Raw genomic sequence first — 21,336 nt, forward strand, 5'->3', positions numbered from 1 at the left:
GCACGATGGAATCATTGCCCCGCATTGTTGCCAACATTGTTGTGTTCTTGCTTGGTTGGCTGGGGGCCTGGAGTTTACTGGCGATTCCCCTGAGTCAAAAATTTGGGTGGCGACCGTTTCAGCCGACGCCACCTGAGCAAAAGTTGACATTGCTGTTGCCGCTGTATGCCCTGGCTCCAGTAGCGATCGCGATCGCCAATCGCCTCCTGCACCAAACTTGGGCGGATCAGGGACTGGCGGGCGGGTGGCATTCGGTGTGGGCCTTTGGACTGGGCTGGGGAGTGGCGATCGCCGGACTGGTTTTGGTGTTGCTGGTAAAGCGCTTGGGCGGTTTCATCACGCTGCCCGCTGCCGATGATGAAACTAGCCAGAGCAGTGCGCCGATGGGTCACTGGCTGCCCAGTTTAGGGCTGCTGGCGCTGGGCATCGTCATTGGCGGCAGCGAAGAATTGATTTTCCGTGGTTGGTTGCAAACCCAGCTTGCACTCGCGCTTTCACCCTGGGGAGCAGCGATTATCGCGAGTGCCCTGTTTGCGCTGGCGCATCTGGTTTGGGATGGTCGCGATGGTGTATGGCAGCAGCCGGGACTCTGGCTGCTGGGCCTGGTGTTGGTGGGTGCCCGCTGGGCCGACGGCGGCGCGATCGCGATCGCCTGGGGCTTGCACGCTGGTTGGGTGACTGGTCTGGCCTATATAAGTGAGTTTGTCCGACCCGCCCCTGTGGCAGCGAAACCGACGTGGCTCACGGGTCGAGCAGCACAGCCCCTGACAGATATTTGGGATTGCTCACTGCTAATTTTGACGGCGGTTTTGGTTGGGTACCTTGCTGGATTATTGCCCACTGTCTGAGCGTCGCAGTGTGGCTAGGATCACTGGGTTCAGGGGGTTCCAACGGGTGAAGGCACCCACTGCCACTGATCGGGCAATCGTGAGTTGCTGATAGGCCACCGTCCAGGGAGAATGGTCGCTTTGCCACTGGGCGAGTTCGGTCTGATTTTCGAGCGTCGCTAGGGCGACGACGATGACGCCAGTATCCCCCAAGTGCTCGCTGCAATGGGTCAGAATTGCGGTTAGTTGGCCGTGACTGCCGCCGATGAAAACGCGATCGGGGTTGGGCAAGTCAGCCAATACTGTGGGCGCTTGTCCCGCCACGACTTGAATATTGGGCGTCTCAAATCGCGCAGCATTTTGCCGAATCAACTCTGCGCCCGCCGTCGTTCGCTCGATCGCCCACACCTGCGCCGTTGGCACTAGTCGCGCTAGTTCGACACTGACGCTGCCCGTGCCCGCCCCAATATCCCAAATGACTTGGTGGGTCTGGAGCGCCAACTCTGCCAGAATTTGGACACGCACTGCGCGTTTAGTCATGAGGCCGGGGCGATCGCGAAAGCTGAGAAACGCCGAGTCGGGAATGCCCAATAGCGGCACGGTGGCGAGCTGGGGTGGCGAATCGCAGCGCTGCAAAATCACCACGTTGAGGGCCCTCCATTCACCAGCGGGCACAGCCGCGATCGCCCACTGGCGCACCCGTTCATCCGCCCCGCCCAGATTCTCACAGACCCACATTTGGTAGGGGGTGGGGAGTCCGAGCGATCGCAACAAGTGAGCGATCGCGGTCGGCGTATTTTCCGGATCGGTCAATACGGCGATGGGTGATGCGCCCTTTTTAACTACGGCGGCCAAGCGGTCGAGCGATCTCCCGTGGGCGCTGATGATGGTGGCGTCTTGCCAGGGCAGTTTGGCACGGCTAAAGGCCAACTGCACCGAACTCACGTGAGGATGAAAGGTGATCAATTCCGGCGGGATGACCTGGAGGAGCTGCCGTCCCAGTCCAAAAAAGAGCGGATCGCCGGAGGTCAATACCACCACTAATGCGGGGGCGGGCTGGGTTACCTGCTGCCGTAACCGTTCGGGCAAGTTTGTTAGCGACCAGCGTTGAGCCGGGTGATCGGGAAAGTGCTGAAGCAGGCGATCGCTCCCCGCCAAGATTGCCGCTTGTTGGATCACATTAAGCGTGGTTGAAGATAGTCCCGCCGCCCCGTCGAGCCCGACTCCAATTACCTGAATGGGTGTCATGGCAAGGCTTCCCAGGCGAGCACCAGCAGCGCATTGACGATCGCCGCTGCCACCGTCGAGCCGCCCTTGCGGCCCTCCACGCGGATTTGGGGCACGGCCAACTCCGCCAGCCGCGATTTCGCTTCTAGCACGCCGACAAACCCCACCGGCACCCCGATAATCAGCGGCGGTTTCACGGGGGACTCTGCCACGCGATCGCACAGCGCTTGCAACGCCGTGGGCGCGTTACCGATCACATAAATCGCCTCGGGCCATTGTGCCCAAGCTTTGAGCAGCCCCGTTTCGGTGCGCGTCTTGCCTGGGTCAGCGGTAATCGCTAAGTCCACCGCTGTCCAGAGGGGATTTTTAAACGTTCGTTGCACCATGCCCTGGCAGCCCTGCCGCACCATGCCGACATCTACCACCATGGGGGTGCCAGCCTGGAGCGCTGCGATGCCAGCAGCGATCGCCTCCGGAGAAATCTGCAACAGCTGCGCAAAATCAAAATCTGCCGTGGTGTGGATAATGCGGCGGAGAATGGCGTATTCTTCGGGAGCAAAGTCATGGGTGCCCAACTCACGATCGATGCGGGCAAAACTTTCCTGCAAAATGGGATGTTGCGGCAGCGGCGGCATCGTCACCCTGAGTAATGGGATTTAAGATTTTAGAACAGTTCGGCTTGGGACAGTATTCACACAGCCTATGGCAGTCTATTACTTCTGGGGCGAGGACGACTTTCAAATGAACCAGGCGATCGCCCAACTGCGGCAGCGGGCGATCGATGACGCCTGGGCCAGCTTTAACTATGACAAAATCGGCAGCGACGCAGCCGAAGGCCCGACCGTGGCGCTGAATCAGGCCATGACGCCCCCCTTTGGCACGGGCAAACGCTTCGTGTGGCTGGTGGATACGCCCCTGGGGCAGCGGTGCAGCGAAGCCCTGCGCTTGGAGTTTGAGCGGACTCTGCCCAAGCTGCCCGACACCAGCATCCTGCTACTGAGCAGTCAGCAAAAGCCTGACGGGCGCTCTAAGTTCACGAAGCTGCTGCAAAAACATGGTGAGATTCGGGAGTTTGGCACCATTCCCCCGTGGAAGAGCGACCAGATTGCCCGCCAGATTGAACAAACCGCCAAAGCGCAAGGACTCACCCTCACCCAAGACGCCGTGGATTTGCTGGTGGATGCGGTGGGCAACCAAACCCGCCAGCTCATGCTGGAGTTGGAAAAACTGTCGCTGTTTTGGGGCGATCGCGCTGACCCCATTGATGCCGCTGCGGTGTCACAATTGGTCACCGTGAGCACCCAGAGCAGCCTGCAACTGGCCGCTGCCCTCCGCGAAGGCAACATTGATCGCGCCCTGAGCCTACTCGCTGATCTGCTCAACCGGAACGAAGCCCCCCTGCGCATCGTCTCTACCCTAGTTGGACAATTTCGCACCTGGTTATGGGTCAAGCTCATGGCCGAAAGCGGGGAACGCAATCCACAAACCATCGCCAAAGCGGCGGAAATCGGCAACCCCAAACGGATTTATTTCCTGCAAAAAGAAGTGGCGGCGCTCTCGCTCGGCGGTTTGCAACAGGTGCTAGAACACCTGCTGGCCCTCGAAGCGGGGCTTAAAAGCGGCCAAGATGCCACTGCCCTTTTACAAATCAAGGTGGTCGAAATTGCCCAAATCTGTCAAAATCCTCGGCAGATTTCTGCGCGCGTGCGGTAGTCTCCTAATTACAATGGGTAGCTGCACGAGCAATCGCTGTTCACACTGAAATATTGGGATTGAGTCTCAGGCTATGACGAGTTTTTTAGTGATGCCAACCTCGCGACGGCGACAGCACTGGTCGAAGTTGCTGGCAATCGGTGTGGTCTCTGGCTGGTTGGGGGTCGTGGGTTTGCCTGCCACCACCGGGGTGCAATTGCCGCTGGCCCAACAGGCCGCGATCGCCCAGAGCAGCATCTCCAACGAAGAAATCAACCAGTACGCACGGGCGGTGCTGGCGATCGATCGGTATCGCAACGCCGCGTACACCCAAATCAAAGACATCTTGCTCACGGTAGAGGTGGATATTAGTGCGATCGACATGAGCTGCACGAATACCCAGAATATTTCTGAGGTGCCCCGCTCCGTCCGTCGTGACGTGCGGGAAATTTTGACGCGCTACTGCAACGATTCACGCCAAGCCGTAGAAGATACGGGCCTCACTTCCCGACGATTCAACCAAATTACCGACGCCCACGCTTCCGACGAGACCGTGTTTGAACGTATTCAACAAGAGCTGCTGCGCCTGCAAGGAGCCCAGTAGGAGAGCTACGCGCCGCTGGAAATATCGTGTGTTGAAATCAGTTTGAGAAACCGAATACTGGCTGCTCAGTAGCCTTGACCTCGACCCAGAACTGGGAAAGCTCCTTTAACCAGGCAGCGGCGACAGCGAGGGCGCAATGCTGAATCCAACTTGAGCAATCAACTTCTCAGCCTTCACTCGACTCACGATCAACGCCTCAGCTCACAGCCAAAATCCTCAAACCGGACGCAGTGACCGATCGCACCGCATTGGCCTCAGCAGAGATATTTTTGCGGTGCTTAACGTCGTTTGCATACTGTCATCGGAAAATATACGGATTTAGCTTGGCGGTGCTGGAAAAGGAGAATAGCCCCCTTCAGACCCCCTTTTCCGGTACAGACCTATGCATACCTGGGCGCTTTTTTCTTGCAGCAGCTTGATCACGCTAACGGCCTACAACCTGACCCATTTACCCAAAACGGCTAAATCGGCTCCCGAACCTGAGCCCGACGCCAGCGATCAGCTAGCCGAGGACACTAAGTTTTCCTTAGATACGATGAGCGGCCAGTTTCCCGAGTTTGAGCAAATTGCGCGGCCCCCGTTGCCGGATCAACCCCAACTCGCAAGAAAAATCGATGAGCCACCAGGCTATAACCCAGCGCTTTACGATCCTGCTCAATATCCGGTGAGAGAAGTCGATTTGGTCGGGGGGGTATTGTTAGCCAAACTCCCAGGCGGCATGCCTGATCGGGTTGACGCGATCGCCCCGCTGCCCACCCCGTTCCCACCACCCCCGGCAGTCAATCCTTTTCCCGTAGCGACCAACCCTTCGGCAGCGGCGATCGCCCCTCGACTACGCGCCGTTAGCCAGCCCCGCCCAGAACCGGCGGCGGTGGCCCCCAGCTTTGTCTCTCGGGCGGCCCCCGCGACCGTCGCGACCGTTGCCACCACTCCCTCAGCCCCGCCGTCCGCCCCCGTCGCTGAGGTGACCGCGACCAACCCAGCCCCGGAATTATTTGCTGCGTTGCCAGACGGGATTGCGATCGCTCCGCCGTCCGACGTGCCTGTGCCTTTAGCCGCCCCGCCAGCGGCCCCGGAAATCGCTATGACGGATGTGGTGTCATTCGACCCCTTAGCAGAGATGACGGCTGCTGCGGGGGCGACGGTTCCAGCCAATGCGGACACCGCTTTTGCCAATGTGGCCGCTGTCCTGCCAGCCGCCACCAACGTAAATACAACTCCGGTTGCCGAGCCATTGGGAACTCCGGTGACAGGGGCTGCCGCGCCCAAAGTTGCCCCCGCCCCCACCTTCTCGATGGAGTTGGCCCCGGCTCGACAAGATTTGATCGATCGCTACTGCGATCGCCCCCTGGCTGACACCAATGCCTCGACAAGAGAGGCGGTTTGTGACGCGGACACCAACGAGTGAGCGCAGAGGATACCCGAGGCCGCCACCGCTGGCACCCCAATGCCGGGCAGTGTTGAATCGCCCACCCGCAATAGGCCCGGAATCGGCGTGCGGCAGTTGGGAAACAAGCCCTGATCGGCCCGAATCGCTGGCCCATAGGTGCCCTGATAGCGGCGTAAAAAGCGCTGGTGCGTCAACGGTGTGCCAATGAGTTCCACCTCGACGCGATCGCGAACGTCAGGAATGACTTTGCCCAGGGCTTGATATAGCGGTGCGGCCCGATCTCGTTTCCGTTGGGCATAATTTTCGTCGCGCTGCCAGCCCGCCCACGGTTCCAGCGAATACACGTGAACGACGTGTTTGCCCGCTGGCGCGAGGGTCGGATCCAACACCGACGGCATGGAAATCATGCAGGTATTGCCCGGAGCATCGAGGGGGCGATCGCGGCTGTGAACCACCACATGATGCACAGTGAGAGCATCCAACCCCGTCGCGTCAATGCCCAGGTGCAAGTGCATGAAGCTGCTGACCGCTGGGGTGGCGATCGCCGTTTCTCGAAAATTCAGGGGCAAGGCCTCTGGCGGCAGCAGGTGACTGTAGGTATCCCACAAGGTCGCGTTGGAAATCACCGTCTCAGCGGCGATCACTTCCCCCGACTTGAGCCGCACTCCGGTGGCCCGCCCGGCTTCAACCAAGATTTGTTCCACATGGGTGCCCAGCCGCAACTCGCCGCCCCACTTTTGGAGCCCTCGCACCAGGGCGTTAACGATCGCCTCGCTGCCGCCAACGGGATAGTCCACCGGGGCAGTTTCGCGCTCACCAAACACAAACGCCACTTCGGGGGCGATCGTGCCGTGGGCATCCAGCCCTGACAGCAAAAAGCACTCCAAATCGATCAGTTGGCGCACCCACGGATCGCTCACCGTTTGATCTAGTAAATGGCCCGCCGACTTTTGCACAGCGGGCAACTGGGGCAATAGTTTCAGCAGGGCGAGGGGATAGCGCAGCAAAAACGGCACGACGCCCAAATCAGGCCGCAGCCCCAAGGTCGGAATTTGGCTCAGCGGCTCATACAGCGCGAGCAGTCGCGTCACAAACGCATCGAGTTCAGCCGCACCCTGGGGGGTGAACTGGGCCACTGCGCGGCGATAGTCGGCAAGCTGTCGGTAAATGGGCAGGGTGCCTTCGGGCAGATGGTAAAACCCGAGCGGATCGTAAGCGATCGCCTCCAGCGGTTCCTCCAACACATCCAGCACCTGCCGCAGCGGATTGCGCGACGCCGGATCACTCAATCCCGAAAAGAACGACGGCCCCGAATCAAAGTGAAAGCCATTACGGGTAAACCCGTGGGCCGCGCCGCCGGGAATGGTGTGACTTTCGCAGACCACTACCCGTTTGCCATAGCGAGCTAATAGCGCTGCCGCGACTAACCCGCCGAGGCCACTGCCAATGACGACAACTTCTGGCGATGAGGATGACATCATTGCGAGTGGGGATCGTTGACCTGGGCAAAATGGGCGTCGATCAGGGGCAGACAGTTCTGAACGGTGCGCTCTTCTTGGGGGTCGATACTTTGCAGATACGCCACCCGATGGGCCACCGAACGTTGAACTTCTTGAATTTCTTGTCGCAGGGCCGCGACTTGGTTCGCGCAGTTGGCTTGGGGCAATAACTGGGCGATCTCGGCTTCTAGGGCGGTTTGTTCGGTGGCTTGTAACTGTTGGGCTGCTGCCAGTTGGGCAGCGGTGCCTCCAGCTTTAACCACGCAATAAATTTCCATCAGCCGCTCATACTCTGCCGATCGCTCCGCGCCATGGGGTCGCGCCAACAGGTGTGAAATGAATTCTGGCGTTAGCGATCGCGGCACGTCACTCTCTCTTATCCTGCGGCTGGTTTGCAGCTACTCACGGCGTACGCCAAGCTTCTAGGAGTCCAGAAGTACAGGCTTGAGCCCCTGGCCTGTCGGCATCTTACCGCGAGCGACTCCACCCACGATTCTAGTCGGTCAGCCAGGTTTTCCGTCGGCTTGCGATATCTGAGGAGAGTCATTCACTTCTGCACTGGCAAACTGCAAAAGGCATGAAATTTTCGCGAAGCGGTAAACCTGACATCTTGCAGTGTCGCAAAACAGTCTCAGACCGCGACAGGCCACGGGCAAGCGTGATCTCAGTTCCCAGTTCTGCCAGTATGGGCCGTCCATCCGCCCATTCCCGTAGACGGCAGGCCAGGACTTCTCTGGCGATCGCCCAGCAGATCAATCGTGACTATTACCAACGTCGTGGACTTTGGGATGCCGCGCCGTGGGGGTCGATGCCCAGGGCGACTGGCACGGGGCTGGCGATACCCGCTGGGGTGGGGCCGTGGCGTTTGCCTGAACGGATGCCCTGCGATCGCTCCAATGACCCCAACCTCATCCCGAGACCGCGAAACCGCGACCGAAATGCCCGGTATGATAGGCGTGATCGGCAGGAGAATGGCTATGATCAGCGATCGCAAAGCGGCATTTATCCAGGCGTACCGCAATCTGAACCTGTTTCCGCTGTCAGAAGCGGAAGAGATTGAGCAGTTTCAGGTCAAGTACGGCCAAAAGGTGCTGCGCACTTTGAACAATGCGGTGATCGCCTCGGAAGCCAACGGCAAGCTAATTTTTACCGGCCATCGCGGCTGTGGCAAATCGACGCTACTGGTGCAGCTGGCGGACCAGATGCGGGACGAGGGCTTTTATGTCGCCCGGTTTTCCATCGCCGACCTGGTGGAAATGTCAGACGTGAACCATATCAATATTCTGTATGCGATCGCGCTGAAGCTGCTGAGCCAGGCGACGAAGCGGCAAATGCCGATTCCGGAAGGGACCAAGAATGCGTTAGTGAACTGGTTCACTCAGACCAAGTCGCGGGAATATACTGACCAGCTTAAGCAGGAGTTGGGGGTCGGGGTCGATTTCTACGGCCTATTCAGCGGCAAGTTGCAAAAAGAAGGCGCGTTTCGAGAAATCATTCGTGAAACCTATGACCGCCGCGTGTCAGAGCTATCGGAGCAAATCAACCGAGTCGCGGCCACCATTCAATCGACTACGGGCAAAGAAATCCTGGTGATCATTGATGATTTGGACAAACTGGATTTGGATGTGGTGCGGCCCATTTTTCAGGACAATATTAAGGCGCTATTCTCACCCGAAATTCGCGTGGTGTTTACGATTCCCGTGGCGGTGATTCGCGATCCTCGGCTGGTGTCCACGCTGGAATCTGATAGCCGAATTATTATGCTGCCAGTCACCAAGTTCTACAGCCGCGAAGATGTGCGGCGAGCAGAGGCCGCCCCCATTGAGGCCAATGTCGAAACGCTGCAACACTTGCTGGAGAAACGGATTCCGGCAGACTTGATTGAACCAGAGATGAAGCGCCAAATTGTGTTGCTAAGTGGTGGGGTGCTGCGCGAACTGGTGCGCATCGGTCAAGAATGTTGCCGTATTTGTATGTCGGAGATTGACCCAGATCTTGCAGACCAAGTGGTCACCATCAATGCCGATATTTTGCAAGAGGCGGTCAAGTCGTTGCGGAATCAGTTTGCTCGCACCCTGGGCAGCAATCTATTTGAGCTGCTGAAAACCACTTACGAAAACCTGGCCCCGCCGAATGCGAAAAGCGACGAGTTTCTCGACCTGCTGCACTCGCTCTATGTGTTGGAATATGAGAATGACGACCTGTGGTATGACCTGCATCCACTCGTGACCGATATTTTGCGCCGTCGGCAATTGATTTAGTCCCTGTGTTGAGGGTAGTCCCTTAAACTATGCCCCCGACTGATTTAGAAACCTCTAACCGCCGTGAACTCAGAAAGCTGGAGTTGTCGATTGAAGCGCAGCCGGAGCGCTTGAGTCTGCTGCTGGCGATTTGTGATGACCGCAACCTGCAAGCGCAGCTGATGGAGCAATACGAGGCGGAACTGCGCGAAGCGGGGATTGCCACCTATCGCACGCGACTGAGCCACCAGCGCCCCAGCTTGAAAGCGGCCCTGACGGAGCTGGTGGAGCAATCACCCGCCCTGCAAGCGGGCGACCCGGCGGTGGTGACGGTGTTGAATGCGGGGGAACTGCTGGGGGTACGCCTCACCGAAGAAAAATCCGAGCAGGAGCAGTTTTTCTTTTCGTTGCAATGGACGCGGGAGGCCCTGCGGCACTTTGATTTTCCGATTGTGCTGTGGCTACCGGACGAGGTGGCGACGCGGTTAGCCCAGCAAGCTCCCGACTTTTGGAGCTGGCGCAACGGGGTATTTGAGTTTTACGCTGCCCCGCCTGACGCGGTTACCCGCCCCGACGGGATGCCGCCGCCAATGATGAGTGCCGTCACAGACTCCACCGAGACCGCCCCCGACCCCGGCAGCCAAATCCCCATTACCGAACTGGAGCAGCAGATCGCCACCCTCACCGAGACCACGCCCGACTCGCCGCTGCTGATCACCCTGCACAACACCCTGGGGGATGCTTACAAGCGCGAATATAAATACCAAAAAGCGCTGGCCCAATATCAGCAAGCCCTGACCCAGGCCGAAGCCTATCAAGACGCCGCCGGACAAGCCCGCTCCCTCCGCAACTTAGGGGATGCCCTGCGCGCCTGTGGCCGACCGGCGCAAGCGGTGCCCTATTACCAACAAGCCCTCAACCTCTATCAAGCCCAGGCAGATCGCAGCGGCGATGCCGCTACCCTAAACAACTTGGGAGTTGCTTACTTCTCGCTGAGTCAATATCAGCAGGCGATCACCTTCTATCACCAATCGCTCGAAATTCAGCGGGAGATTGGCGATCGCCAGGGCGAAGCGAAGTCGCTGAGCGACTTGGGGAATGCTTACAATGCGCTGGGTCAATATCAGCAGGCGATCGCCTTTCATCAGCAATCCTTGGAAATGGCGCGGGAAATTGGCGATCGCCGGGGCGAAGCGGCTGCTTTGGGCAACTTGGGCCTTGCTTATCAGTCGCTGGGTCAATATCAGCAGGCGATCGCCTTCCATCAGCAATCGCTAGAAATCAAACGCGAGATTGGCGTTCGCGAAGCGTTTCCGAAGGAAAGTCGCCGGGGCGAAGCGACTTCTCTGGGCAACTTGGGCCTTGCTTATCGGTCGCTGGGTCAATATCAGCAGGCGATCGCCTTTCTTCAGCAGCAGTTAGAAATCACGCGGGAGATTGGCGATCGCCAAGGCGAAGCGAATGCTTTGGGCAACTTGGGGCTGGCTTACTATGATCTGGGTCAATATCAGCAGGCGATCACGTTCCAGCAGCAATCCCTCGAAATTGAGCGGGAGATTGGCGATCGTCGGGGCGAAGCGAATTCTCTCTTCAACCAAGCACTTGCTCTAGCCCGGTTAGATGATAAGTGGCAGGCGCGAGACTGCTACCAGGCCGCCCGAGAGATCTACGCCGAGTTGGGCTTGCCCAAAGAAGTTGAACGCTGTGATGTCGCCATCCGTGATTTGGGGCAGCAAATTGTCATGCAGCCCAAGCAGGCTCCGACCATTGGCGAGTCGGCCACCGCGCCATCAGCCGGGCGAGACCACCTATCGCCCACCGCTGAATCGCGCCCTACAGTCGAGCCCCAGCCGCTCAAGGTGCCGTTTTGGGTTTGGGTAGTCGTGGGGCTGGTGGGGGTGCTGCTCATTGGGTGGTGGCTGCTTTAGACACCTTTTAGGCTGTGAGCGAGTCTTGGCGATCGCCCCCAATACCGCTGGCAACTCGACGATTTCTTGTCGGCAGAAAAGAGTGTAATCTGAGTGGACATTTTCACGCCTTGGATTTTGGCCCTATGCAGGCATCTTCGCAATCCAAACGATCGCAGCTCGGGCGATCGCTGATCCCCTATCTCTTCCTCGCGCCCGCGTTGACGGTGCTGGGGCTGACGGTGTTTTGGCCCGCCATCCAGGCGCTGTATCTGAGCTTTACCAGCTACGGCTTTGATGTCACCCAGCCGCCGCTGTGGATTGGGCTGGAGAATTTTCAGGAGCTACTGGGCGATCGCACCTTTTGGATCACGGTGAAAAACACGCTGCTGTACCTGATTGGGGTAGTGCCATTGCTGGCGATTTTGCCGCTGCTGCTGGCGATTTTGGTCAATCAAAAGCTGCGCGGCATGCGCTGGTTTCGCGTGGCCTACTACACCCCCGTGGTGATCTCGATGGTGGTGGCGGGCATCGCCTGGCGCTGGCTCTATGCCGAGAACGGCTTCTTTAACCAGATTTTGATCGGGCTGGGGCTGACGGAAAGCGGGATTCCGTGGCTGACGAGTCCGGCTCTGGCAATGCCCAGCGTCATGGTAGTGACGATATGGAAGGGGCTGGGCTACTACATGGTGATTTACCTGGCGGGGCTGCAAACCATTCCCCCCGATCTGTACGAGGCAGCGGCGATCGAAGGCTCCGACGGGTGGCGCAAGCATTGGGACATTACCTTTCCCCTGATGCGGCCCTACATTTTTCTGGTGACGGTGATTTCCGCGATCGCCGCCACCAAAGTCTTCGAAGAAATCTACATTATGACCCAGGGCGGCCCGCTGAACAGTTCCAAAACCATCGTCTACTACGTGTATGAGTTGGCGTTTCAGGAATTGGAGCTGAGCTACGCCTGTACGGTGGGACTGGCGCTGTTTCTGGTGATTTTGGCGCTGTCGATTTTGCGATTGCTGGGCGATCGCTCAGAAGTGCTATAGACTATTGGCGGCTAACGCCCGCTGTTGACGATTCACGACAACCCAGGCGACGACTGGGTATTTAGTCACCGATTTCACCAAATCTGATCGTTTTTTCCGGTATTTCTAAATTGTGAACAGGTGCCTCATGAGCGATCTAGTTTAATGAGTGGCGGCTTGGGCATAAAAAAAGACGGAAGTATATCCAGCGAATGAAAATCAGCGACTAGGCTTGTGTCAAAATGTAAGCGGTTTTGCCAATCTGTCGCAAAGAGCAGTAAGCGGGCATAGAGAACGTATGGAATTAATTGAGCCAATCTATCAATACGCATGGCTAGTGCCGGTGCTACCCCTCGTCGGGGCAGCGATCGTCGGCACCGGACTCATTAGCTACAGTCAAACAACCAGTACGCTCCGGCGGCCATCGGCGGTGTTCATTGTTTCGCTCACTGGGGCGGCAATGGTGCTGTCATTTCTCCTCTTTTTCAGCCAGGTGCAGGGACACGAAGTGTATACCCGCACCTTCGAGTGGGCCTCGGCGGGCGACTTCAAGCTGACGATGGGGTACACCATCGATCATTTAGCGGCTCTGATGCTAGTGATTGTGACGACGGTGGCCTTTCTCGTCATGGTCTACACCGATGGCTACATGGCTCATGACCCGGGTTATGTCCGCTTTTATGCCTATCTCAGCCTTTTCAGTTCCTCCATGTTGGGCCTGGTTATCAGCCCTAACCTGCTGCAAATTTATGTGTTTTGGGAACTGGTGGGCATGTGCTCCTACCTGCTGATTGGGTTCTGGTATGGTCGCGATGGCGCGGCGGATGCCTGTCAAAAAGCCTTTATCACCAACCGCGTCGGCGACTTTGGCTTGCTGCTGGGCATGTTGGCGCTCTTTTGGGCTACCGGCAGCTTCGAGTTTGACGTGATGGGTGAGCGGCTCACCGCGTTGGTGGAAAATGGCAGTCTCACCGCTGGCGTTGCCACTATCTTCGCCGTTTTGATTTTCCTCGGCCCCATGGCCAAATCCGCGCAGTTTCCGCTGCATGTGTGGCTGCCCGACGCCATGGAAGGCCCCACCCCAATTTCCGCACTGATTCACGCCGCGACGATGGTCGCCGCCGGCATCTTCCTCGTTGCCCGGATGTTCCCCGTCTTTGAGGATCTGCCCACGGTGATGACCGCGATCGCTTGGGTGGGTTGCTTCACCGCCTTCATGGGCGCGAGCATCGCCATCACTCAGAACGACATCAAAAAGGGGTTGGCCTATTCCACCATGTCTCAGTTGGGCTACATGATGCTAGCCATGGGGGTCGGCGCGTATGGGGCGGGCCTGTTCCACCTGATGACCCACGCTTACTTCAAGGCGATGCTATTCCTATGCTCTGGCTCAGTGATTCACGGCATGGAAGAAGTCGTTGGTCACGACCCCTTGCTGGCCCAAGACATGCGCTTGATGGGCGGCCTGCGGAAATATATGCCCATCACCTCGGCCACGTTCTTAGTGGGGACGCTCGCAATTTGCGGCATTCCGCCCTTCGCGGGCTTTTGGTCGAAGGATGAGATCCTCGGCTCTACCTTTGCCGTCAGTCCTGTCTTGTGGGCGATCGGCTGGCTCACGGCGGGCATCACCGCGTTCTACATGTTCCGCATGTACTTCAGCACCTTTGAAGGCGAGTTTCGCGGCACCAATAAAGAGATTCAGACGCAGCTCAAGCGCGAGCAGTTGATGGCGATGGGCGCTTCCCTCGGCCCCGGGGCGATGAATCCTCAAGAGCTGACCCTTGATGCCGAAGCGGAGCATGGCGAAGATCATCATGCGGCCACGCCCCATGAGTCGCCGATTTCGATGACGCTGCCGTTGGTGGCGTTGGCGGTGCCTTCGGTGCTAATCGGTTTGGTGGGTACGCCCTTTGTGAACTACTTCGAGGCGTTCATTCATCCCCCCAGTGAGGAAGTGGAAGCGCTGTTGCCCTGGTCAGAAGCCTTTGCCGAATTTGAATGGTCGGAGTTCATCCTGATGGCGGGTTCTTCGGTGGGCATTGGCCTGATCGGCATCTCTCTCGCCATTTTGATGTACGCCCAGAAGAAGATTGACCCGGCCGCGATCGCCAACCAAATCAAACCTTTGTACCAACTGTCGAAGAACAAGTGGTACATCGACGAAATCTACGATGCCGTTTTCGTGAAAGGTTGTCGCGGCTTAGCGAAGCAGACCTTGACGATGGACGTTCGCATTGTGGATGGCATTGTCAATCTGGCAGGCTTTGTTACCCTCGTGACGGGCGAAGGACTGAAATATCTCGAAAACGGACGGGCTCAGTTCTATGCGCTGATTGTGTTCGGTGCGGTGCTAGGCCTGGTGCTGGTCTCCGGCATCACCTAAACGAGTGGTCTGACTCGGTACCGATCCCGACAAATCATCTTAGAAAGCATGGCTTATTCGCACCTGCCATGCTTTCTCATGGGGAAATTCCTTTTAGAAATTAAAAACTTGTTGCGATTTGTCGCGATCGCCCAAATCCCCCTCTAAAGTCTTCAGTAAGAATCTTTTAGTTAGTTATTTCTGCCTGAGGAACTGTCACGGCAATTCCGGTTGAAAAATTCATCTCAAAGCACCCTTAGATATTTCCTATGGAACTTGCTCAATTTCCCTGGCTGACGGTCACCATCTTTCTGCCGATTACCGCAGCCTTATTCATTCCCTTCATTCCCGATAAAGACGGCAAGACCCTCCGGTGGTATGCCTTGATCGTGGGCCTCATCGATTTTGTCTTGCTCGTCGCAGCCTTTTATTTGGGCTACGACTTCAACGACTCTGGCCTGCAATTGGTCGAGAGCTACACCTGGGTGCCCCAACTTGACCTGAAATGGTCCGTTGGTGCTGATGGCCTTTCCATGCCGCTAATATTGCTGACGGGCTTCATCAGCACCCTGGCGATTTTGGCGTCTTGGCCGGTGACCCTCAAGCCTAGGCTGTTCTACTTCTTGATTCTGGCGATGTACAGCGGTCAGCTCGGCGTCTTTGCCGTACAAGATATGCTGCTGTTCTTCTTCATGTGGGAACTGGAACTCATTCCGGTGTATCTGCTGCTCTCTATTTGGGGTGGTAAGAAACGGTTATATGCCGCGACTAAGTTCATTCTGTACACCGCTGGTGGTTCGCTGTTTATTTTGGTAGCGGCGCTGGCCATGGCCTTTTATGGCGATGTGGTTAGTTTCGACATGTCCACCCTGGCTGCGAAGGACTACACCGTTAAGTTCCAGCTCTTTATGTATGCGGCGTTCTTAGTTGCCTACGCCGTTAAGCTGCCGATTTTTCCGCTCCATACTTGGTTGCCCGATGCCCACGGGGAGGCGACGGCCCCGGTGCACATGTTACTGGCGGGCATCCTTCTGAAAATGGGGGGTTACGCGATCATTCGCATGAACCTGGGGATGTTGCCCGATGCCCATGCTGTATTTGCGCCCATCCTGGTGATCTTCGGCATTATCAACATTATCTATGCAGCGCTGACCTCATTTGCCCAGCGCAACTTGAAGCGCAAGATTGCTTACTCGTCCATCTCTCACATGGGCTTTGTGATTATTGGGATTGCCTCCTTCACGAATCTGGGCCTAAGTGGGGCGGTACTGCAAATGGTCTCCCACGGCTTGATTGGGGCCAGTCTGTTCTTCTTGGTCGGGGCCACCTACGATCGCACCCACACCCTTGTCCTGAATGAAATGGGCGGTGTCGGCAAAAAGATGCCCAAGATTTTTGCCATGTTCACCACCTGCTCCATGGCCTCACTGGCGCTGCCGGGCATGAGTGGGTTTGTCGCCGAGCTGATGGTGTTTGTCGGCTTTGCTACCAGCGATGCCTATTCCTTTACCTTCAAGCTGATTGCGGTCATGCTGATGGCCGTTGGCGTAATTTTGACGCCGATTTATCTGCTCACTATGCTGCGGGAGATCTTTTATGGGCCGGAGAACCAAGAACTCATTGAGCATGAAGCACTGATCGATGCGGAACCCCGCGAGGTCTTCATCATCGCTTGCTTGCTCATTCCCATTATTGGGTTTGGGCTGTATCCGAAGATGCTGACGCAGATTTACGATACGACCACGATCAGTCTGACCGACAACCTGCGATCGCGAGCCTTTGCCTCCACAGAGGAATTGCAACCCTTGGCCTTTTTGCCGCATCTGCAAGCGCCAGAATTGCCGATCACAGCGGATTAGTCACGTCGGTGACCGATGTCCAGAACGGTATGGGGAGTAGTCAGCGATATTTTTGCATTCCCTGAGGTTGGAACCTTTTTGCCTCGGGGAATTCTTGTATTAAAGAGCGGACTTTACCCTCAACCGGAGAACTGGAGACAGGCAAATTGTCAGCTCACTCTGCCCGGATGCCGAAATTACGGTTTCGTAGGATGTGAAGACAACCGCTTATTGAAATCTAGTTCCGATGCCTGGGATGGCGGGACGAGATGCGCCCAATTTAGGGTTTTTACTCAACTAATACGATCGAGAGCAATGGGAAATTTATGGCCGCGCCGTCGGCGCACAGGCATTTATACCGTTGGAGCCGCACTGGGCTTGAGTCTAGCCAGTTCGTTCATGCCGCAGATGGTCGAGGTGCCAGCTAGCTGGGCGCGATCGCAAATGGCGATCGCCCAAGCGCTGGAAGAACAGACCAATATTGAAGTCTACCGCCAAGCCAGTCCAGCAGTGGTCGCTATTGATGCGGGCACGGGGTCGGGCAGCGGCAGCATTGTTACCCCCGATGGGCTGATTTTGACCAATGCCCATGTGGTGGGTAACAACCCCACGGTGCGAGTACGCTTAGCCGACGGTCGCGAGTTCACGGGCGATGTGGTGGGCTACGCCAGCAGCCGAGTGGATCTGGCCGCAATTCAGCTGCGGGGGAATCCGCGAAATTTACCGACGATTGATATTGCCCCCGTTGGGGCCGTAGAAGTTGGACAACGGGCCTTTGCGATCGGCAATCCGTTTGGTTTCGAAGGCACCTTCACCGTCGGGATTGTGAGCCGCATCGATCCCGATCGCGGCCTGATCCAGACCGATGCTGCCATCAACCCCGGCAACTCTGGCGGGCCACTGCTGGGCAGCGATGGTCGGTTGATCGGCGTCAATACCTCGATCTTCACCACCGAACGTAGCGGCGGCAATATTGGTATTGGCTTTGCCATTCCGGTAGAAGCAGTGGAGACGTTTATTGCCGAGGTGAACAACGGCACGGCCCTGACCACCGCCAGCGCGGCGGGGAATCGCGGGGGGCAACCGCCAGTAGCGATCGCCCTGAATGAAGCGGTTTCTGGTCAACTGAATCCCGACAGTGATGTCCTGGCCGACGGCAGCTTCTTTGACGCTTATGTATTTGCCGGGCAGCAAGGCCAGCGCATTGCGGTGGAAATGGTCAGCCAAGACCTCGATGCTTACCTGATCGTGCTTAGCGAAGACAGTGACAGCCTCTATCTCGAAGACGATGATAGCGCTGGTGATCTCAACGCCCGCGTGATTGCGACCCTACCAGCCGATGGCGACTACATTATTTTGGCCAATTCCTTTGGGCGCGGCGAGCAGGGCCGCTACGCCTTGCGCCTGAGTGAAGTGGGTGGTAGCGCGGCGACGACCATGCCCTCAGTCCCTCCCGCTGGCGAGATCATTCTGCAAGAGAGCGGTCTGCTCGCCCAGGGAGACGCGATCGCCCCCGATGGTACCCTCTATGACGAATTCACCTTTGACGGTGAGGCGGGGCAAGCTGTGACCATTACCCTCGTCAGCCCCGAGTTTGATACCTATCTAGCCGTGGTGGATAGTGGCGGTAACTTGGTTGCAGAAAACGATGACATCGCCCCTGGTAACACCAACTCAGAGGTTTCGTTCACCTTACCGATGAGTGGCCCTTACCTCGTCATTGTGAATGGTTATTCTCAATCGGATCAGGGCACTTACAGTTTGACCATCCGGTAAGTAGCTTGTCGATAGTCATCGCAATCCGTAGATGAATTCGTACATTCTCATGCTGTGGAACCGGGGATTTAAGCCCCTGGCCTGTTCGGGCCTTCAATGCAGATTGTTATATCGTTGATGTGCTGACAAACTGAGGCGGTTTCACCGTGACGTTCCCGGTGGAGTTGTGGGCGATCGCTAATGCTCCTGACCCACAGCAACGGCAGACTGTTTCAGTTTCGTTAGTTGCCCATCGACCCAATGAGTAATCTCAGGGGGATAGAGTAGCCAGGTGCGCTGATAGGTGCGGGTGAGGGGTTCGACCACGGGCGACACCGTCTTGATATCCACTGGCTGCCCCTCGATCCACAGTTTGATGCCGCGCTGATACAGGGGATATCCCCGGCTTTGGCTCTGACTCAACCCACAGTAAAGCTTCGGGTCGTAGCCAAGTTTCATGACTTTAGCCTGGGTCTCAGCCAGCAGCATCGCGCGATCGCCCTCCGCTAATCCAGACACATCGCGACCTTTGAACAAGTTGCGGTTTATGAATCGCTGACAAAGATCCGCCAGCGGGCGATCGTGATGAGACTGCCAACGCTGCAAATGGTAAGTGAAGACAATGTCATCTGCCGCCAAATAATCCGCCAGCCTCAGCCCCGGTTGGGGATGCTGGAGCCAGGCGGTCATGGTAGCGTCGGCCTCCAATTGTCCTTGGGCGAAGCAGGCTTTGGCTCGGCTAAAGGCATGTTGCAAAATCCACGTGGCAGCCAGGTTTTTGGGATGGTTGTAAACCTGGGCGTACATGAAGTAACGCACCAGTAAATAATGCTCGATCGCGGTCTGACCGTTGCGCGACAGTACCAAGTTGCCGTCAGCGTCGAGGTCCATCGACTGGATGATGCGATCTAAATCCAAATGACCATAAGACGCTCCAGTGAAGTAACTGTCGCGGAGTAGGTAGTCGAGGCGATCGCAATCTAACTGGCTAGAGACCAACTGCCAGATCAGCGGCACTGGATGCTGATGAGTAAAGACCGCTTCGATGGCCGAGGTCAACTCTGGGTCAAAGGCTGCTAGCAGCGGTTGCACATGGGGCGACTCCCGCATGATCCGCCGCGTCCAATATTCATGCTGAGTCTTAAAAATTTCCTCCGCAGTGTGGCTGAAGGGGCCATGCCCCAAATCATGCAGCAGGGCGGCACAGAGCACCGTCGCGCGGTGGGGCCACAGCTGAGGATAACGATTGGCTAACAAATCAAAGGCACGGCGCGTCAGCTCCATTACCCCCAGGGAGTGGGTAAAACGAGAACTCTCGGCCCCATGAAACGTGAGGCTGGCCGTACCCAGTTGCCGCACCCGCCGCAGACGCTGAAATTCGGGGGTATCAATCAGGTCAATCAACAGTTGCTCGACAGGCTCGTGGCGATCAAGGGCGATCGCCCCGTGCAGTGGGTCATGATACGTTCGGTTTTGCTTAAGGGGCACTAGCCATCACCGTAGATTGTTGGAGAAGGTCAATCGCGGCTTGGTATTGGGTATCGCTAGCGGTGCCAATTTGATCACGCGAAATGGCCCCTAGGGTCACCGTTTTATCTGGACGAATGCCGGAGCGATTAATGTCATGGTTGGCGGGCGTCTTATATTTCGCCACCGTCACCACTAAGCCAGACCCATCCGATAGATCAAACAATGACTGAATAAGTCCTTTGCCAAAGGTCGTGTTCCCAACTAACTGCGCCCGGCGATTATCTTGCAAAGCTCCCGCCAAAATTTCACTGGCACTCGCTGTCCCCTCGTTAACCAGCAACACCAATGGAGCGTCAGTCAGGGCGGTGCCCTCAGCGGAGAAATCTTCCAGCACGCCACGACGGTCAAAAGTGTAAACAATGGTGCCGCGATCGAGCCAGAGACGCGCAATCTCAATGCCGCCATTGAGCAATCCGCCCGGGTTATTGCGGAGGTCGAGAATGTAAGCGTTCGCGCCTTCAGCTTCAAAGGCGGCGATCGTGGCGGCCACCTCCGTTGTGGCATTGGCGTTGAACTGACTGAGGCGAATGTACCCAACTGTTAAATCGGGCGAAACGCGGTCTACCCGAGTCACAACCGGATTCAAGCTCACCACATCCCGCGTCAGGGTGATTTCCATGGGGGCTTGCGCTGCCCGCAATACCGTCAGCTTCACCGGGGTGCCAACCGGGCCGCGCATGTAGTTGGCTGCCTCATCCAAGGTGAGATCAGCCGTGGCATGACCATCGATCGCGAGAATGCGATCGCGCGGCTGCAAATCGGCAGCCGCGGCGGGGGAGCCTTCGATTGGGGCGATGACCTGCAAGGTCTGATCGGTTTCATCCTTAGCGATTTGTAAACCGACCCCGGTCAACTCGCCAGCCGTGCTGGTTTGCAAGCTGCGGTATTGCTCCGGTGGCAATAGGCGCGTGTAAGGATCATCTAACGACGCCAGCATTTCGCGAATCGCTTCATAGGTCGCTTCGCGGCTCTCATAATCGCGCTGAACGTAGCGATCGCGCACAAACCACCAGTTTTGCCGATTAAAGGTTTCATCCAGGTAAGCTCGGTTCACTAAGCGCCAGACTTCGGCAACCAAACTTTGCTCATCGGTGAGGGCCAGGGCCGACGGCTGAGCAATGCCCAGCGCCAACAATCCGGTCAATAGCCCCAAAGCAATCCAGCGTAAAATCTGCTTTCCCATAAGATCCGATATTCCTGTCACCCCTAATTGTAGAAGGCGGCTTAGAACCAGTGCGTTGCATAGACGTAAAGCAATAGATAAACCAGAGAATGCCGCCAGCCATGTAAATATATGTAAACCCTAATGCGGAGGAAGTCGAGTTGTTGAAATGTGCCAAATCCCTTGTCAAATGGTTGGTTTGGAAGATTTTGCGTTGACTTTCGTTACGTTCACACGGGAATGTCTCTGAGCAAAGGTTTCTACATGTTAAATTT

17 protein-coding genes are annotated in these 21,336 nt (G+C 57.0%); 10 read left to right on the plus strand and 7 right to left on the minus strand.

Going from position 1 to position 21,336, the window contains the following annotated elements; genetic code table 11:
* The first annotated feature begins 5 nt into the window (after positions 1-5).
* On the plus strand, positions 6-848 hold the full coding sequence (locus tag JUK32_RS26350) for a CPBP family intramembrane glutamic endopeptidase (protein ID WP_204141860.1): 843 nt from the start codon (positions 6-8) through the stop codon (positions 846-848).
* Here JUK32_RS26350 and cbiE read toward each other — a convergent pair.
* Both cbiE and JUK32_RS26360 read right to left on the minus strand, forming a co-directional pair.
* Positions 831-2,075, minus strand: coding sequence for a precorrin-6y C5,15-methyltransferase (decarboxylating) subunit CbiE (gene cbiE / locus JUK32_RS26355; protein ID WP_204141861.1), 1,245 nt, complete (start codon positions 2,073-2,075; stop codon positions 831-833). The genes JUK32_RS26350 and cbiE overlap by 18 nt on opposite strands.
* Positions 2,072-2,689: a cobalt-precorrin-8X methylmutase gene (locus tag JUK32_RS26360; RefSeq protein ID WP_204141862.1), complete on the minus strand. Its 618-nt coding sequence runs from the start codon at positions 2,687-2,689 to the stop codon at positions 2,072-2,074. Before JUK32_RS26360 ends, cbiE begins: the two co-directional genes overlap by 4 nt.
* A gap of 67 nt (positions 2,690-2,756) precedes the next feature.
* Between JUK32_RS26360 and holA the strand changes: the two genes are divergently transcribed.
* The 3 genes from holA (at position 2,757) to JUK32_RS26375 (ending at position 5,758) form a co-directional block, all read left to right on the plus strand.
* On the plus strand, positions 2,757-3,767 hold the full coding sequence (holA, locus tag JUK32_RS26365; protein ID WP_204141863.1) for a DNA polymerase III subunit delta: 1,011 nt from the start codon (positions 2,757-2,759) through the stop codon (positions 3,765-3,767).
* A gap of 73 nt (positions 3,768-3,840) precedes the next feature.
* Entirely contained in the window at positions 3,841-4,350 is a 510-nt protein-coding gene (locus tag JUK32_RS26370) for a DUF4168 domain-containing protein (RefSeq protein ID WP_204141864.1), read from the plus strand.
* Positions 4,351-4,732: 382 nt separating this feature from the next.
* Complete coding sequence (locus tag JUK32_RS26375; protein ID WP_204141865.1) at positions 4,733-5,758, plus strand: hypothetical protein; 1,026 nt, start codon at positions 4,733-4,735, stop codon at positions 5,756-5,758.
* Here the strand turns inward: JUK32_RS26375 and JUK32_RS26380 are convergent.
* From JUK32_RS26380 to JUK32_RS26390, 3 genes are all read right to left on the minus strand, one after another.
* Positions 5,683-7,218, minus strand: coding sequence for an NAD(P)/FAD-dependent oxidoreductase (locus JUK32_RS26380; protein WP_204141907.1), 1,536 nt, complete (start codon positions 7,216-7,218; stop codon positions 5,683-5,685). The genes JUK32_RS26375 and JUK32_RS26380 overlap by 76 nt on opposite strands.
* The gene (locus JUK32_RS26385) at positions 7,218-7,604 is read right to left on the minus strand and encodes a hypothetical protein (protein WP_204141866.1); all 387 of its coding nucleotides are present in this window, start codon (positions 7,602-7,604) and stop codon (positions 7,218-7,220) included. Before JUK32_RS26385 ends, JUK32_RS26380 begins: the two co-directional genes overlap by 1 nt.
* Before the next feature lie 400 nt (positions 7,605-8,004).
* Positions 8,005-8,151: a hypothetical protein gene (locus JUK32_RS26390; RefSeq protein ID WP_204141867.1), complete on the minus strand. Its 147-nt coding sequence runs from the start codon at positions 8,149-8,151 to the stop codon at positions 8,005-8,007.
* A gap of 59 nt (positions 8,152-8,210) precedes the next feature.
* Between JUK32_RS26390 and JUK32_RS26395 the strand changes: the two genes are divergently transcribed.
* The 6 genes from JUK32_RS26395 to JUK32_RS26420 all read left to right on the plus strand — a co-directional run bounded on the left by JUK32_RS26395 (position 8,211) and on the right by JUK32_RS26420 (position 18,390).
* Positions 8,211-9,500, plus strand: a complete 1,290-nt coding sequence (locus tag JUK32_RS26395; RefSeq protein WP_239113135.1) for a P-loop NTPase fold protein — start codon at positions 8,211-8,213, stop codon at positions 9,498-9,500.
* Positions 9,501-9,529: 29 nt separating this feature from the next.
* Entirely contained in the window at positions 9,530-11,407 is a 1,878-nt protein-coding gene (locus JUK32_RS26400; protein WP_204141868.1) for a tetratricopeptide repeat protein, read from the plus strand.
* A gap of 125 nt (positions 11,408-11,532) precedes the next feature.
* Positions 11,533-12,432 carry a carbohydrate ABC transporter permease gene (locus tag JUK32_RS26405; protein ID WP_204141869.1) on the plus strand — a complete coding sequence of 300 codons (900 nt, stop codon included), beginning with the start codon at positions 11,533-11,535 and terminating at the stop codon, positions 12,430-12,432.
* 286 nt (positions 12,433-12,718) lie between these two features.
* Positions 12,719-14,797 carry an NAD(P)H-quinone oxidoreductase subunit 5 gene (locus JUK32_RS26410; RefSeq protein ID WP_204141909.1) on the plus strand — a complete coding sequence of 693 codons (2,079 nt, stop codon included), beginning with the start codon at positions 12,719-12,721 and terminating at the stop codon, positions 14,795-14,797.
* 248 nt (positions 14,798-15,045) lie between these two features.
* A complete protein-coding gene (locus JUK32_RS26415; RefSeq protein WP_204141870.1) occupies positions 15,046-16,635 on the plus strand; it encodes an NAD(P)H-quinone oxidoreductase subunit 4 in 1,590 nt (529 codons plus the stop codon).
* A gap of 294 nt (positions 16,636-16,929) precedes the next feature.
* A complete protein-coding gene (locus tag JUK32_RS26420; protein WP_239113138.1) occupies positions 16,930-18,390 on the plus strand; it encodes a trypsin-like peptidase domain-containing protein in 1,461 nt (486 codons plus the stop codon).
* Between the two features lie 177 nt (positions 18,391-18,567).
* On the opposite strand, the gene JUK32_RS26425 is transcribed toward JUK32_RS26420, so the two are convergent.
* Together JUK32_RS26425 and JUK32_RS26430 are read right to left on the minus strand one after the other, a co-directional pair.
* Positions 18,568-19,857, minus strand: a complete 1,290-nt coding sequence (locus JUK32_RS26425) for an HD domain-containing protein (protein ID WP_204141871.1) — start codon at positions 19,855-19,857, stop codon at positions 18,568-18,570.
* Positions 19,847-21,082: a S41 family peptidase gene (locus JUK32_RS26430; RefSeq protein ID WP_204141872.1), complete on the minus strand. Its 1,236-nt coding sequence runs from the start codon at positions 21,080-21,082 to the stop codon at positions 19,847-19,849. Before JUK32_RS26430 ends, JUK32_RS26425 begins: the two co-directional genes overlap by 11 nt.
* Positions 21,083-21,336 lie beyond the last annotated feature (254 nt).

This window comes from Halomicronema sp. CCY15110 (genome assembly GCF_016888165.1).
In the GTDB taxonomy this organism is placed as follows: Bacteria; Cyanobacteriota; Cyanobacteriia; order Phormidesmidales; family Phormidesmidaceae; genus Halomicronema.